The organism is Millionella massiliensis (assembly GCF_900104655.1).
Classification (GTDB): Bacteria; Bacteroidota; Bacteroidia; order Bacteroidales; family Rikenellaceae; genus Rikenella; species Rikenella massiliensis.
Map to the genome: position 1 here is coordinate 2,247,432 of NZ_FNWD01000002.1, position 15,333 is coordinate 2,262,764.

The following is a 15,333-nucleotide window of genomic DNA, read 5'->3' on the forward strand; positions in this document are numbered from 1 at the left end:
TAACAACACACCATAAAAAACACAAAGCTATGTCTAAAATCAAAGTAGGTATCAACGGTTTCGGCCGTATCGGTCGTCTGGTGTTCCGCGCAGCTCTGACCAAAAACGATATCGAGATCGTAGGGATCAATGACCTCGTTCCGGTAGACTACATGGCGTACATGCTCAAATATGACACCATGCACGGCCAATTCAACGGCACCATCGAAGTTAAAGACGGTAAACTGGTGGTTAACGGCCACGCTATCCGCGTGACTGCCGAAAAAGACCCGGCTAACCTGAAATGGGACGAAGTAGGCGCTGAATACGTCGTTGAATCTACCGGTCTGTTCCTGACCAAAGAACTGGCTGAAAAACACATCCAGGCCGGTGCCAAACGTGTGGTAATGTCGGCTCCGTCGAAAGACGACACCCCGATGTTCGTAATGGGCGTTAACAACAAAGAATACAAAGGCCAGACCATTGTATCGAACGCTTCCTGCACCACCAACTGCTTGGCTCCGATCGCTAAAGTGCTGAACGACAAATTCGGCATGGTTGACGGTCTGATGACCACCGTTCACTCGACTACCGCTACCCAGAAAACCGTTGACGGTCCGTCGATGAAAGACTGGCGTGGTGGCCGTGCCGCTGCTGGCAACATCATCCCCAGCTCGACCGGTGCCGCTAAAGCCGTAGGTAAAGTAATCCCCGCCCTGAACGGCAAACTGACCGGTATGTCGCTCCGCGTGCCGACCCTTGACGTTTCGGTTGTCGACCTGACCTGCAACTTGGCCAAAGACGTTACCTATGACGAAATCTGCCAGGCTATGAAAGAAGCTTCGGAAGGCGAACTCAAAGGTATCCTCGGTTACACCGAAGACGCCGTTGTATCGAGCGACTTCCTCGGCGATGCACGTACCTCGATCTTCGACGCCAAAGCCGGTATCCAGCTGACCCCGCGCTTCGTGAAAGTCGTTTCGTGGTATGACAACGAATGGGGCTACTCGAACAAAGTGGTAGAACTCATCCAGCACATGAACACCGTTAAATAGTCTTCCCACGGTAGACCAATACGGAAGAGGCCGGCATCCCTATCGGGTGCCGGCCTCTCTTTTTGTGTGCGACCGATTCGCTCGTGAGTCGAGCGCGGGTTGCACGATACGTGATGTCGCAGTGGTGTGCGGACTGGTTCAGGAGCAGAAATGCTTCATAGGCAGATACGGGTTACTCTTGGTAAATCAGTACCGATGCATAAACGGCCACCCCCTCTTCGCGTCCGGTGAACCCCAGTCGTTCCGTGGTCGTCGCCTTGATCGAGATGTCTTCCGGAGCTACGCCCAGGATTGGAGCCAACGCTTCCTGCATGGAACTGATGTAAGGCCGCAACTTCGGAGCCTGGGCCAGTACCGTACAGTCGACGTTACCTATAAGGTATCCCTTTTCGTGCACCATGTCGACACACTTTTGGAGTAGGATTTTGCTGTCTATCCCTCTGTATTCCGGTGCTTTATCCGGGAAATGGTAGCCAATGTCGCCCAGTGCGAGCGAACCGAGCAGAGCGTCACACAGTGCGTGGATCAGTACGTCTCCGTCCGAGTGAGCTATGAAGCCTTTATTATGTTCAATGTGAATGCCGCCTAACCACATCGGCAAACCTTTGGCCAGAGCGTGTACATCGTAGCCACTTCCAATACGTACCTTTTTCATTTTTTGTAATTTTAAGATTCGTAAAACTCCCCTTTCGGAAAGCGCCGCATTGGGGCGACTGAAAGCGGAGGTGAACTTGGACGATTAAAGTTAATAAAAAAATAAACATGAAACAGCTAACTGAACTTGAACCTCAGATCGTTTGGCGAATTTTTGAACAAATTACGCACGTTCCTCGCCCGTCGAAAAAGGAGTCGAAAATCCGTGCCTTTATCGAGCAGTTTGCAAGAGATAACGGCCTGGAGTGTCGCAGTGACGCAAAGGGGAATATCGTAATCGTGCGCCCGGCGGCTCCCGGCAGAGAAGGGGAACCGGCTCTGATCCTGCAAAGTCATATGGACATGGTTTGCGAAAAGAATGCCGACGTGGTGATCGACTTCGAAAATGATCCGATTCAGGCCTATGTGGACGAAGGTTGGGTGAAAGCTCGCGGTACGACTCTTGGGGCTGATTGTGGCATTGGGATGGCCCTGCAAATGGCCGTACTGGTCGACCCTGAACTGCATTGTCCTCGTCTTGAAGCACTCTTCACGGTCGATGAGGAGCAGGGGCTGACGGGTGCGATGAATCTCGGCGAGGGAATGTTGACCGGTAACCGGATGATTAATCTCGATTCCGAAGATGAAGGCGAAATCTTTATCGGTTGTGCCGGCGGGATTGATACCATTGCTACATTGAATTACACTCCCGAACGGTTGCAAGATAAGGAACGTTATCGCTCTTATCATATAAAGGTGTCGGGGCTTCACGGAGGCCATTCCGGTGACGATATCGAAAAGGGTTTTGCCAATTCGAACAAACTGCTGACCCGTGTGCTGTGGAATCTGGACAGGACGTGTGGCATGCGTTTGGTGAAGTTCGACGGGGGTAACCTTCGTAATGCCATCCCGCGTGAGGCAGAGGCGATTGTAGCCCTTCCTGATGGGCAAATCGCGGCGGCTGAAGCGTTGTTCCGGAAGTTGGCGGATGAGATGAAAGACGAGTTTAAGCACACCGAAACATCGATCTCAATGACGTTCGAAGCGAGTGACGCAGATGTTGATTCAGTGCTCCCGTCCGAGGTGCAGCGTCGTCTGTTGGATGTCTTGTACGCGGCTCCTCACGGTGTTATGGCCATGAGTTTTGCAATTCCCGGACTGGTTGAGACTTCGACCAATCTGGCCTCCGTTAAGATACCTGAGGCGGGTAAAATTGTCATTACCACCTCGCAACGCAGTTCGGTCGAGAGTGCCAAACGCGATATTGCCGACCGTGTTGCGGCCCATTTTGCGTTGGCCGGTGCAGAGGTGGTGCATTCGGACGGTTATCCCGGCTGGGCGCCGAATCCTGATTCTCCGCTGGTGCGCCGCTCTGCTCAGATTTATAAAGAGATGTTTGGCAATGAACCGAAAGTCAAGGCGATACATGCCGGTCTTGAATGTGGGCTTTTCCTGTTGCGGTATCCGCATCTGGATATGATCTCTACGGGACCGACGCTTCGCGGCGTGCATTCGCCGGCCGAACGAGTGGATATTGCCAGTGTGGCTAAAGTTTGGGCCTATCTGAAGCGTCTGGTGGAAGAGGCGTAAGAATTCATATTTATAAATAAAAATTTATGTCGGGCGGGACATCGGACAGATGTTTCCGCCCGCATTGCAGCCGGTTGAACCATAATAAATTAGGTTAGTAAAATTATTTATTAATGTCAGATGCGTCAATAGTGGGGCCATTTAACCCTAAGGTACTGTGGGGAATAAAACGCAAAATTCGAGCGAAAAAGTTTTTTTATCTCGCGAGAGAGTCCTATATTTGTCCTTAGTTAGGGGTGGATCCTAATGGGAACTCAAGTAAAACAATATTAACCCTTTTCACTTAAATGCTTTTATATGAAGAAAATTAGACTGTTAACATTGTTGGTCCTTGGCTTGCTTATAGGCGGTACAGCCTATGCGCAGTCACGGGTGAGCGGTGTGGTCAAGTCTTCTGAAGACGGGCAACCACTCGCAGGTGTAGTCGTACAGATCAAAGGTACGAACGTCGCTGTCCTGACAGGTGCGGACGGTGCTTACACCATCAACAACGCATCGGTAGCTAATGCCACTCTGGTATTTAACTACGCCGGTATGCGTAAACAAGAAGTCCCTGTTGCAGGGAAATCGACCGTCAACGTAACCATGCAGCCCGATGCCTTACAGACAGAGGCGGTAACGGTGACTGCCATGGGTGGTCGTAAACAGAATCGTGCGCTGGGTTATGCCACCTCTACGGTAAAGGGTGACGAACTGGCCCGTACCAATACCGTGAGTCCTGCCAATGCCCTTCAGGGTAAGGTAGCAGGTGTGCGCGTATCGACGGGTGGTTCTGGCGGTATTACTACTGCTCCTACCGTAACGATTCGTGGTAACAAGTCGCTGACCAAGAACAACTCCCCGATCTATGTGATTGACGGTATCGTAATGCAGTACGATCAACAATCTGCAGGTAATCTGTTCCGTAATACCGATGCAACCATGTACGGTAACCAGCTGAAGAACCTGAACCCGGACGACTACGAATCTGTAACCGTCCTGAAAGGTGCAGCTGCAACTTCACTGTACGGTTCTCGTGGTGCCAACGGTGCCATCGTGATCACCACCAAAGGTGGTAAAGCCCGCAAAGGTATCGGTGTGGAGGTGAACTACTCACACGAGTGGGGTACCATCTACAAAAATGCCTACCCGCTCCAGAACGAATACGGTATGGGTTCGTATTCGAACGGTTATGAAGGAGATATGATCCCTGGCACCAATTCTACCGCTACGGGTTACACTGCTAACTCTTGGGGTCCCTCGTTCGCTTCGATGGCTGGGCAGCAAATGTACCAGTACTACAAGTACTACTCACCGGATGGCATTGACAACCCGCCGGATGATTATGTGGCCTATCCCGACAACTGGAAATCGTTCTATCAGAATAGTCAGTACGACAACGTGACCGTAGCGCTGACCGGTGGTTCCGAGAAAGCAACCTACCGCCTCTCATACGGCTACATGAACGGTGACGGTAACATGCCGGACAACAACTTCTCTCGTCACTCGGTAAACTTCACCACCAACGGTAAGATCAACGACGTCTTCTCGACCAACCTGAACATCCAGTACTCGAACTCGACGACCAAAAACCCGAACTCGACCATTGGTGGTTCGTGGACAACCGTACCTTCGATGGTGATCGGTTACTACGCCAACCGTAATACCGACATCGCCTGGTATAAGGATCACTACATCAATCCCGAAACCAATGCAACTTACGGTACGACCAGTCTGAGCAATATCAATAGCCGTATTGGTCAACTGTATGACGAAAACGTCAGCCGTAATGAACAGACCATTATTGCGCAGTTGGGTTTGAACGCTCAGTTCACCGACTGGTTGGACGCCAGCGTCAGCCTGACCTACAACAACTGGCAGATCTTCACCGAAACCAAAAACTGGGGTCGTGTGACGACCGGTAAATATGCCATCAGCGGCAGCACCTCTTCGTCGTACGATGGTACCGCTCAGATCCATGCCAACAAACGTTTCATTGACGACAACCTCGGTCTGGACGTACGTATCTTCAGCCAACTGTACGGTAATGCCGTCGGAGCTTCGTACAGCAAGAGTACCCGTGGTGGCCTGATCACCCCTGGTCTGTTTACTTTCGCCAACTCGAAAGAGGGGATCACCACTTCTGAAATGAGTGTCGGCAAATCGAACCGCAACTCGATGACCCTCGGTGTCGGTGGTGCCGTCAACCTCGACTGGAAAGACCATATCTTCCTGGAACTCACCGCCCGTAACGACTGGCTGAGCTCGCTGCTCTATCCGACCTGGATTCCCTACGGCCAAAACAACTACTCGGTGTTCTATCCTTCGGTCAACGTATCGTGGGTATTCTCGGATACCTTCCAGATCAACCCTGACGTGCTCTCGTTCGGTAAACTGCGTGCTTCGTTCGCTCAGGTAGGTATGGGTACCGACGCTTACTCGACCGCCAGCGGTGCCGGTGGATATTCGATCGGTAACATTTACGGCCCGATGAACAGCAGCATCTTCACCGCTTCTGCCAACAACGGAACTCTTCCGAACTACGACCTGAAACCTGAAATTCAGAGTTCTTGGGAGTTCGGTGCCGACCTCCGTTTCCTGAACGGTGTGATCGGGGTCGACGTGGCTTACTACAAAACCAACACCCGCAACCAGATCCTTTCGCTGGCAGCCGTATCGGAATCGGGTGTAAGCTCGCAGCTGATCAACGCCGGTAACATCCAGAACCAGGGTTGGGAAATCCAACTCGATTTGGCTCCGATCCGTACCCGTACCGTGAACTGGACCATCGGTGCCAACTGGAGCCGCAACCGTGGCAAGATCAAAGAACTGGCCAACAACATCGACTACTACACCATCAGCGGTTATTCGTGGGACGGTACCTCGACTCCGGGTGTCTACGCCTTCGTCGGCGGCGACTACGGTGTGATCTGTTCCGGTAACGGTTATGGTGCTGGTAACGAAATTGCCAAGTTCTACAATGCAGACGATCCGAACGATCCGCGTAACGGCAAACGTCTGATCTACTATGCCGGTCAGTACGACACCAACACCATTCCGGGTACCAGCTACTATGCCAACATGGTTTACGACTATGTAAGTGCATCGAACATTGCCGGTTACTACGGTGACGAAGCATCGTACTGGGGCGGTGAGAAAAACACCACGACCATCCTGGGTAAAGTAGAACCCGACTTCGACTACGGTTTCAATACCAACCTGAGCGTTAACCTGCCGAACAACAGCGGTTCGATCGACTTCTACGCTCAGATCGACGGTCGTTCGGGCGGTTACATGGTACAGGCTACCAAATGGTACCTGGATGCACGTGGTAACACGGAAGAGACCCTGTACGGTCGTGACGCATCGCATGGCGGTCTTGCTCGTGTGAACTACAAAGGCGAGACTGTTTACAACGGTATCATTCCGGATGCAGTGTTCTACACCTCGAACTCGACCGTTACCAGCCTGAAGACGGGCCAGAAGGTCGATCTGGCCGGTATGACCTTCCAACAGGCTGTCGATGCCGGTCACATCCAGCCGGTACTCGCTTCGACCTGGTGGGGTTACACCCGCGGCTATGCTGACGATATGGTATCGAAACAAAGTTACATGGCACTGCGTGAAATCACCCTGGGTTACAACTTCCCGGAAAAATGGATCAAACACGTAGGTCTGCAGTCGGCCCGCCTGTCGTTCACCGCACGTAACCTCTGCTACATCTACAACGGGACCAACGGCAAATCGAACCCCGACGGTTTCATCACGAACAATGCCCTGACTCCGTTCGACTACGGTACCACTCCGTTCGTGCGTAACTTCTCGTTCGCCCTGAACCTGAGATTCTAACCACCACAAGAAAAAGACAGCATATGAAACTAACAAAATATATTATCGGCGGTTTGGCGGCGCTCGCTCTTGTCGGTTGTAAGGACAAGATGCGTGAGTTGAACACCAACCCCGACACAATCGGTTCGACCGACCCCCGGTATCTGTTCATGAATACCATGCAGAATTTCGACTGGCCTTCGCGAGGCTACCTGCAGGTTATTCCGCAGAATGTCGGCGCATTGATGCAATACTTTGCCTATTACAACGGGGCTTCCACCGGTGTCTATTGCAACACCCAGTCCATGAGTTACGCCTCGCCGAGCAACATCAGCTACAACTATGACTGGTGGAAAAGCGTCGGCAAGGGGATGGTGACCGTCATGGACTACATCGACGACAACCTGGATGAAGTGCAGTCCCAACGTTATCAGGACCTTCGTGCCATCTGCGGTATCGTGAAGGTTTACGAGGCGTTCCGTGTGTTCCAGAACTACGGTGCCAATGTCTATACGCAGGCCTTCAAAGCCATCACCGAAGGGATTACCCTGCCGGAGTATGACCTCTTCGATGTGGAAATGTACGAAGCGCTGGACGATGAGTTGGCAGGTTATATCGCCGTGCTCGAACAACCCGCCAACGAAAATACCGTTGAGCTGAACGAATACGACCCGATCTACGGTTACATCGTGAATCCGGTGATGGGTGCTCCCTCGACCCGTTCGGACTATGAAACCCAACGTACGCTGTGGAAGAAATTCGGTAACTCGTACCGTCTACACATGGCTTGGGTTATGAAAAATGCTGACGGTGCACGGTTTTCGCAGGTGCTGAGCGAAACTCTCGCCTCGGGCGTGTATGAAAGTGATGACGACGGTGCATGGTCGTTCCAAAACGGTGGCGAAAGCAACGGCGGTCCGTACAACTGCGCCGAAGCTGCCCAGATCAGCTACAACTACGCACTGACCGACAACTTCGTATCGTACTTGAAAGAGCTCGACGACCCGCGTCTGCCGCTGCTGGCCCGTGCCAACGATCTCTACGCAGCCAATACTGCATTGCAATGGATCCAGAACTACTATCCGGACTCGCTGCTGAAACATTGGTACTATAACAAGGAAACTAAAGCTTGGGAACAACGCGACTGGAACGGAATCTTTGATTTCGATACCGACCCGATGCTGGCCTATCAGGGTATTTCGGCCAACCCCGGTGACGTGAACCTGAGCGGTCCGCAACAGTTCTGGGGTGTTCGTGACTTCACGTTCCGCTTCTACGCCCCGGGCTACCAACCCAACCAGGATAACGACGATCTGGGTCCGTGGACGGTAACCAACAAAGGGACTGTATCGGAAGACTTCCCCGCTACCTGCACCATCTATGGTTCAGACACCTCGTTTACCATCCAGATGGGTAGCTACCCGCAGGGTCGTTACTGGGTTGCCGGCGGTGGTTCGTCCTACGGTATCGTCGGTGAAGGCAACGGTAACGGATACGACGGTTCGATCGACAACCGCTGGGGTATCTACTTCCGTTTCCCGATCTACACCTATCCGGAATTCTGCTTCATGATGGCCTACCTGACCACCGATGGCGAAAGTACCGGCAAATCGGCTGACGAATGGTATAACGACGGGGTACAGGCCGCTATGGAAGAACTCCAGATGGAAGCCGTACGCTATGGCGTGCAGGTGGCTACCAACACCGAGCATACCTACTATACCGAAGCTACCGGTACGCACTACGTAAACCCGGAAATCGTGGGCATCAACGACAACGGCGTATATGCCATTGACGCAGCCATGATCAGCAACTATCTGCAGGCCAACGCTCTGTCGTCCGCTGCGGACCAGAAGGAAGCCATCGTAGGTCAGATGTGGATCTACAGCTACCGTCAGCCGCAGAAGATGTGGGACTGGTGGCGTATCACCGGCTATCCCGAAATCGTGGATGTCAACACCCCGGCCGAACGTCCGACGGGTCTCTACTGGATGCAGCCCTCTACCGAAGCTGACGGTACGGTTCTGACCTGGCCGCGTCGTGGTGCTCTGCCGCAGCCCGAAGCTGCCAACAACGCAAACTACAATGCAGCCCGTGACGCTCTGCTGAAGATCGCCAACTACGGTACGATGTATAACGAGACTACCGGCCGTATCTTCTGGGATACTCAGGGCTTGTAATCACCCTAAACGCAGGAATCCGGACTTCGACTGAAGCCCGGATTCCATGTTTAGTAATCTCTGTCGGATTTTTCTCGGTGTTAGTAATCTTTTTTGGGGAAGTCCGATTCTGCCTCCGACTGATCTGGTCGGGGGCTTTTTGTTGATCAATGATCAACCTAAAGGTGACGCAGATACATTGCTCGGATAGTCCGTTCAGCAGCAGAAATCTCGAAATTGGATTTTAAGGCCTTTCTAAGGGTTTAAATGAATTAGACAGATATCCTGTATTCGTATTACTTGCGCTGCAATCATAGTATGCCAAAATAAGAAGGATTCTGCCCGAAAATTTCGGACAGAATCCTTCTTGTTTAAAACTCCAGTTATGAGTCGTTTGACTACAGACCTTGAGTATCCCAGTAGATACGTCCGGAGTTGTCGTTGTAGGTGGTACCGTAGTTCGCCTGCTTCATCAACTCGTCACGAGCGGCGTTGTAGTTAGCGTTGTTGGCAGCTTCGGGCTGCGGAAGAGCGCTACGACGCGGGAACTCGAGAACGGTTTCATAGTCGGCATTGGCATGAGGAGCAACCCAGTAGGGCAGACGGTCGGTGGGACGATCAGCCGGGGTTTCGACTTCCACGATCTTCGGGTAGCCGGTGACACGCCACCAGTCCCACATCTTAACCGGATCCAGATAGCTGTAGATCCACATCTGGCCTACGACAGCAGCTTTCTGATCCGAGAAGTTCGACAGAGCCACGCTGGTAACATACGAGCCAATCTTATCCGTGATGCTATACACACCATTGTCGTTGATTCCGACAATTTCCGGGTTGATGTATTGCAGACCGTAGGTCTCATCTTCATGGGTGTGTTCCAGGTTGGTAGCCACCTGAATATTGCTGGTGATAGCCGTATTCTGTAGTTCTTCCATTGCGGAGGTCACTGCGGTGTTGTACCATTCGTCAGCCGATTTACCGGTGTTAACCCCGTCGAGAGACAGGTAAGCCATCATGAAGCAGTACTCCGGATAGGTGTAGAGCGGACGACGGAAGTAGAGGCTGTAGCGGTCGGCGTCGGTACCGTCGAAACCGTTACGTCCCTGACCGTCATACGGTCCATATTGACCACCGGCCGACAGGAAGTAACGACCTTGCGGACGGCTGCCGATCTCGATCGAGAATGAGGTGTCTGCGCGAGTCTCAATGGTGTACGTGTCAGTCGGATCGTTCGGGTTGGTTACCGTCCACGGGAAGAGCGTCTTGTTATGTTCTTCATCGCCCTTAATATAGCCAGGAGCATAGAACGTGAAGGTAAAGGTGCTCTTACCCCAGAATTTACCGGCATTGGTTTTGTCGGCGTCATACGGGTTGGGCGACTGGCCCTGGTAAGCCAACATCGGATCACCCCAGAAGTCAAATACACCATTCCAACTTTGCAGACCCCACGTTTTGGTGTCCTCATTGTAAACCATGTGCTGTTCCAGCGAGTCCGGATAGTATTTTTTGATCCATTCCAGAGCCGTATTGGCTTCGTAGAGGTTGTTGGCACGGGCCAGCAGCGGCAGACGCGGGTCATTCAGCTGTTTCAGGTACCATACGAAGTTATCCGATACCGAATACAGGGTGCTGATGTCGGCATTTTCAGCGGCTGCATACGTACCACTACTGTTGGTACCGTTGCTCGGGCCGTTCAGGTAGGTGTATGCACCATCGGAAGCGCTTTCGAAACGTCCCGAAGCGCTGGTTTCAGCCAGTACCTTGTCGAAACGTGCAGGGTCGGCATTTTTCATGATCCAGGCCATGTAGAGGCGGTACGTGTTGGCAAACTTCTTCCACAGCGTGCGCTGTTCGTCATAATTGCCGCGCGACATATGTGCCATCGCAGCTTGTGCTGCACCATCAGGAAGTTTATAACCGTAGATCGGGTCATATACTCCCAGATCACATTGGCCACTGTTCTGCTGTTCCAGAACGGCGATGTAGCCAGCCAGTTCATCGTCCAGAGCTTCGTACATTGCATTGTCGAAGATATCGTACTCCGGCAGGGTGATACCTTCGGTAATGGCCTTGAAGGCCTGCGTATATACATTAGCGCCGTAGTTCTGGAACACTCGGAATGCTTCGTAAACTTTCACAATACCGCAGATGGCACGAAGGTCCTGATACTTCTGAGCGGCAGCTTCGTCCAGGTTGTCGTCGAGGTAGTTCATGATCGACACCATGGAGTAGCCTTTACTCTTGTACCAATCGTAATAATAACCAATCATGGGTAGAGATGACCAGTTCATGGCCTGATCGTTACAGTAGGTACCGTCACCAGCACCATCGTAATATACGAAGTACTGCATATTGACCCCCGAAGACCATCTTACTTGCCCTGCACCGCGCGAATCAAAATCGAGATTACTCATCGCGGACAGGAACATATATTCGGGATTCGTATTCCCGATCGTGTCGGGGTTGGTGTTCAACTCACGCATCTTGTCTTTACAACCGACAAGGGCCAGAGCTGCCAAACCGCCGAGGATATATTTTGTTAGTTTCATATGCTGTCTTTTTCTTGTGGTGGTTAGAATCTCAGGTTCAGCGAGAACGAGAAGTTACGTACGAACGGAGTGGTAGCGTAGTTGTACGGAGTCAGCGAGTTGTTCGACAGGTTGCCATCCGGGTTCACACCGATACCGGTACCGTTGTAGATGTAGCAGAGGTTACGTGCGGTGAAGGCCAGACGGGCCGACTGCAGACCTACGTGTTTGATCCATTTTTCCGGGAAGTTGTAACCCAGGGTCAACTCACGAAGGGCTACGTAGCTCTGTTTTGCCATCTGCTGTTCGGGCCAACCAGTTGCGTAACCGTTCCAGGTCGAAGCCAGAACCGGCTGAATGTGACCGGCATCAACGGCTTCCTGGAAGGTCATACCGGCCAGGTCGACCTCTTCACCGGTCTTCATGCTCGTTACGGTCGAACCGGTGTAGAATACTACATCCTGCGGGATGATACCGTTCATTACGGTTTCGCCTTTGTAGTTCACACGAGCCACACCGCCGTGTTTTTCATCACGACCGTACAGGGTGTATTCGGCACTACCACGACCGTCGAAGTAGTATTTGTTACCAATGGCCAGGTCACCACCCGAGCGACCGTCGATCTGAGCGTAGAAATCGATCGAACCGCTGTTGTTCGGCAGGTTAACCATTACGTTGGTGTTGAAACCGAAGTCGAAGTCAGGTTCTACATAACCCAGGATCTGGGTACGATTCGACGCACCACCCCAGTACGATGCATTGTCACCGAAGTAACCGGTAATATCACCTGCACTTACATAGTCGTAAACCATGTTGGTCGGGAATTCGGTACCCGGGACATTGGTTTCGCCATATTTACCAGCAATATGGATCAGTTTCATACCGTTGCGGTAGTCGTTCGGATCACTCGCGTTGTTATAACGGGCAATCGGAGTCAGGTAACCGTAACCGTTACCGGAGCAGAAGACACCGTATTCACCGCCTTCGAAGGCATAAACACCAGGGGTCATCGAACCGTCCCATGCATAACCGGTTACCGTGTAGTAGTCGATACCATTGGCCAGTTCCTTGATCTTACCACGGTTGCGGCTCCAGTTGGCACCGATGTTCCAGGTTACGGTACGGGTGCGGATCGGAGCGAAGTCGAGTTGGATTTCCCAACCCTGGTTCTGGATGTTACCGGCGTTGATCAGTTGAGAGCTTACACCCGATTCCGATACGGCTGCCAGCGAAAGAATCTGGTTGCGGGTGTTGGTTTTGTAGTAGGCTACGTCGACACCGATCACACCGTTCAGGAAACGAAGGTCGGCACCGAATTCCCAAGAACTCTGTACTTCAGGTTTCAGGTCGTAGTTCGGAAGAGTACCGTTATTGAACGAAGCGGTAGTCAAAGCAGAATTGGACGGGCTGTATACAGAACCAATACTGAAACCACCTGCACCACTGGCGGTCGAGTAAGCGCCAGTACCCATACCTACCTGGGCGAACGAAGCACGCAGTTTACCGAACGAGAGAACGTCGGGGTTGATCTGGAAGGTATCCGAGAATACCCACGACAGGTTCACCGAAGGATAGAATACCGAGTAGTTGTTCTGACCGTAGGGAATCCAGGTCGGATAGAGCAGCGAGCTCAACCAGTCGTTACGGGCGGTGAATTCCAGGAAGACCTGGTCTTTCCAGTCAAGGTTGATGGCACCACCGACACCGAGGGTCATCGAGTTACGGTTCGATTTACCAACGCCCATTTCAGATTGCGTGATCGGATCTTTCGAGTTGGCAAAGGAGAAAACGCCCGGTACGACCAGACCATTTTTCGTACTCTTATTGTAAGATGCACCTACGGCATTACCATACAACTGAGCAAAAACACGTACGTCCAAGCCGAGGTTGTCGTCCAGGAAACGTTTGTTACCGTGGATCTGAGCGGTACCATCGTACGACGAAGAGGTGCTGCCGCTGATGGCGTATTGACCCGTTTTCAGGTAACCGGCATTCTTGGTTTCGGTGAAGATCTGCCAGTTGTTGTAAGTTACGCTGACGCTGGCGTCCAACCAATCGGTGAACTGGGCGTTCAAGCCCAACTGGGTGATCAAGGTCTGTTCATTACGGTTTACGTTATTCTCAGCAATGTTCTGAAGTAACGAGTTGTACGTATTAAAGTACGAGTTCGTTACACCGCCGATAAACGATCTGCCGTCTTCCGAAATGTAATGATCTTTATACCACTCCAAGTCCGTATTACGGTTGGTGTAGTAGTTCGTAATCATGCTGAAGCCGGTATAGTTGTTGGCATTCAGGGTATTCGAGTTCGAGTACTGAAGGTTCAAGTTTGCCGAGAAGACGTCGTTGATCTTACCGTTGGTGGTGAAGTTGATCGAGTGGCGGTTGAAGTTGTTGTTCGGCATGTTACCGTCACCGTTCGTATAACCGTACGACAGACGGTAGGTTGCTTTTTCCGAACCCCCGGTCAGTGCTACGCTCACGTTGTCGTAGTTACTGTTCTGGTACATGGCTTTCCAGTTGTTCGGATAGGCAACGAAATCTTCCAGCGGGTTTTCAATACCACCTTCTTTATAGTATTTGTAGTATTGATAGATTTGCTGGCCTTTCATCGATTCAAAAGAGGGACCCCAGGATACGGAAGTGTAGGAAGTAGCGGTAGAGCTGACGCCGGGCATCAGGTCACCTTCGTAACCGTTACCGTATGAACCCATACCATATGTATTCTGAAGAGGGAGCGAGTTTTCATAAATGACACCCCATTCGTGCGAGTAGTTCACTTCCACACCGATACCTTTGCGGGCCTTACCGCTCTTGGTGGTGATCACGATGGCACCGTTGGCACCACGAGAACCGTACAGCGAAGTTGCGGCTGCACCTTTCAGTACGGTTACTGATTCGTAGTCGTCCGGGTTCAGGTTCTTCAACTGGTTACCGTACATGGTACCAGACTCAACAGTCCAATAATTACCAGAGGATTGTTGGTCGTACTGCATCACGATACCGTCGATCACATAGATCGGAGAGTTGTTCTTGCTCAGCGACTTGTTACCACGGATCGTTACGCTCGGGGCAGTCGTTACACCACCGGCACCACCGGTCGAAATACGCACACCGGCTACCTTACCCTGGAGGGCGTTGGCAGGGCTCAGCGTGTTGGTACGAGCCAATTCGTCACCCTTTACCGTAGAGGTAGCATAACCCAGCGCACGGTTCTGTTTACGACCACCCATGGCCGTAACTGTCACCGCCTCTGTCTGTAAGGCACAAAAACAACAAAAAAGCAATTGTTTTACAACGATTTACACAAATGGCCATCATTGAAAATTGCTTGGAGATGTTGAAAAATATCACCAGATATGTTTTGCCAAGAATGACCTTTATCAAATGTGAGAATCAAACAAAAACGGATTGTTTATGGAATAGAAAGATTCTCCTCATCAGACGTTCTCATTTTAATGATCACCTATTCTCTCTCTGTCAAAGAAAATTCAAAATATAACAATTAAGGTATATTCTTAACAAATCAGCAAATTCTTATACTGACAATGATGAATGATTGCTGGAAAAAACATTACTTTG

7 protein-coding genes are annotated in these 15,333 nt (G+C 51.5%); 4 read left to right on the forward strand and 3 right to left on the reverse strand.

The window, feature by feature from the left end:
* The first annotated feature begins 29 nt into the window (after nucleotides 1-29).
* Nucleotides 30-1,034, forward strand: a complete 1,005-nt coding sequence (gene gap / locus BQ5379_RS08645) for a type I glyceraldehyde-3-phosphate dehydrogenase (RefSeq protein ID WP_071135062.1) — start codon at nucleotides 30-32, stop codon at nucleotides 1,032-1,034.
* Nucleotides 1,035-1,206: 172 nt separating this feature from the next.
* Here gap and ispF read toward each other — a convergent pair whose 3' ends face one another.
* Entirely contained in the window at nucleotides 1,207-1,689 is a 483-nt protein-coding gene (gene ispF, locus BQ5379_RS08650; protein WP_071135063.1) for a 2-C-methyl-D-erythritol 2,4-cyclodiphosphate synthase, read from the reverse strand.
* Nucleotides 1,690-1,796: 107 nt separating this feature from the next.
* Between ispF and BQ5379_RS08655 the strand changes: the two genes are divergently transcribed.
* The 3 genes from BQ5379_RS08655 (at nucleotide 1,797) to BQ5379_RS08665 (ending at nucleotide 9,244) form a co-directional block, all read left to right on the forward strand.
* Nucleotides 1,797-3,257 carry an aminoacyl-histidine dipeptidase gene (locus BQ5379_RS08655; protein ID WP_071135064.1) on the forward strand — a complete coding sequence of 487 codons (1,461 nt, stop codon included), beginning with the start codon at nucleotides 1,797-1,799 and terminating at the stop codon, nucleotides 3,255-3,257.
* A 297-nt stretch (nucleotides 3,258-3,554) separates the two neighbouring features.
* Nucleotides 3,555-7,085, forward strand: a complete 3,531-nt coding sequence (locus BQ5379_RS08660; RefSeq protein ID WP_083377675.1) for a SusC/RagA family TonB-linked outer membrane protein — start codon at nucleotides 3,555-3,557, stop codon at nucleotides 7,083-7,085.
* Between the two features lie 23 nt (nucleotides 7,086-7,108).
* Entirely contained in the window at nucleotides 7,109-9,244 is a 2,136-nt protein-coding gene (locus BQ5379_RS08665) for a SusD/RagB family nutrient-binding outer membrane lipoprotein (RefSeq protein ID WP_071135065.1), read from the forward strand.
* 377 nt (nucleotides 9,245-9,621) lie between these two features.
* Here the strand turns inward: BQ5379_RS08665 and BQ5379_RS08670 are convergent, their stop codons facing one another.
* A complete protein-coding gene (locus BQ5379_RS08670) occupies nucleotides 9,622-11,772 on the reverse strand; it encodes a SusD/RagB family nutrient-binding outer membrane lipoprotein (RefSeq protein ID WP_071135066.1) in 2,151 nt (716 codons plus the stop codon).
* Nucleotides 11,773-11,795: 23 nt separating this feature from the next.
* The gene (locus BQ5379_RS08675; RefSeq protein WP_262493659.1) at nucleotides 11,796-14,999 is read right to left on the reverse strand and encodes a SusC/RagA family TonB-linked outer membrane protein; all 3,204 of its coding nucleotides are present in this window, start codon (nucleotides 14,997-14,999) and stop codon (nucleotides 11,796-11,798) included.
* Between the last annotated feature and the right edge of the window lie 334 nt (nucleotides 15,000-15,333).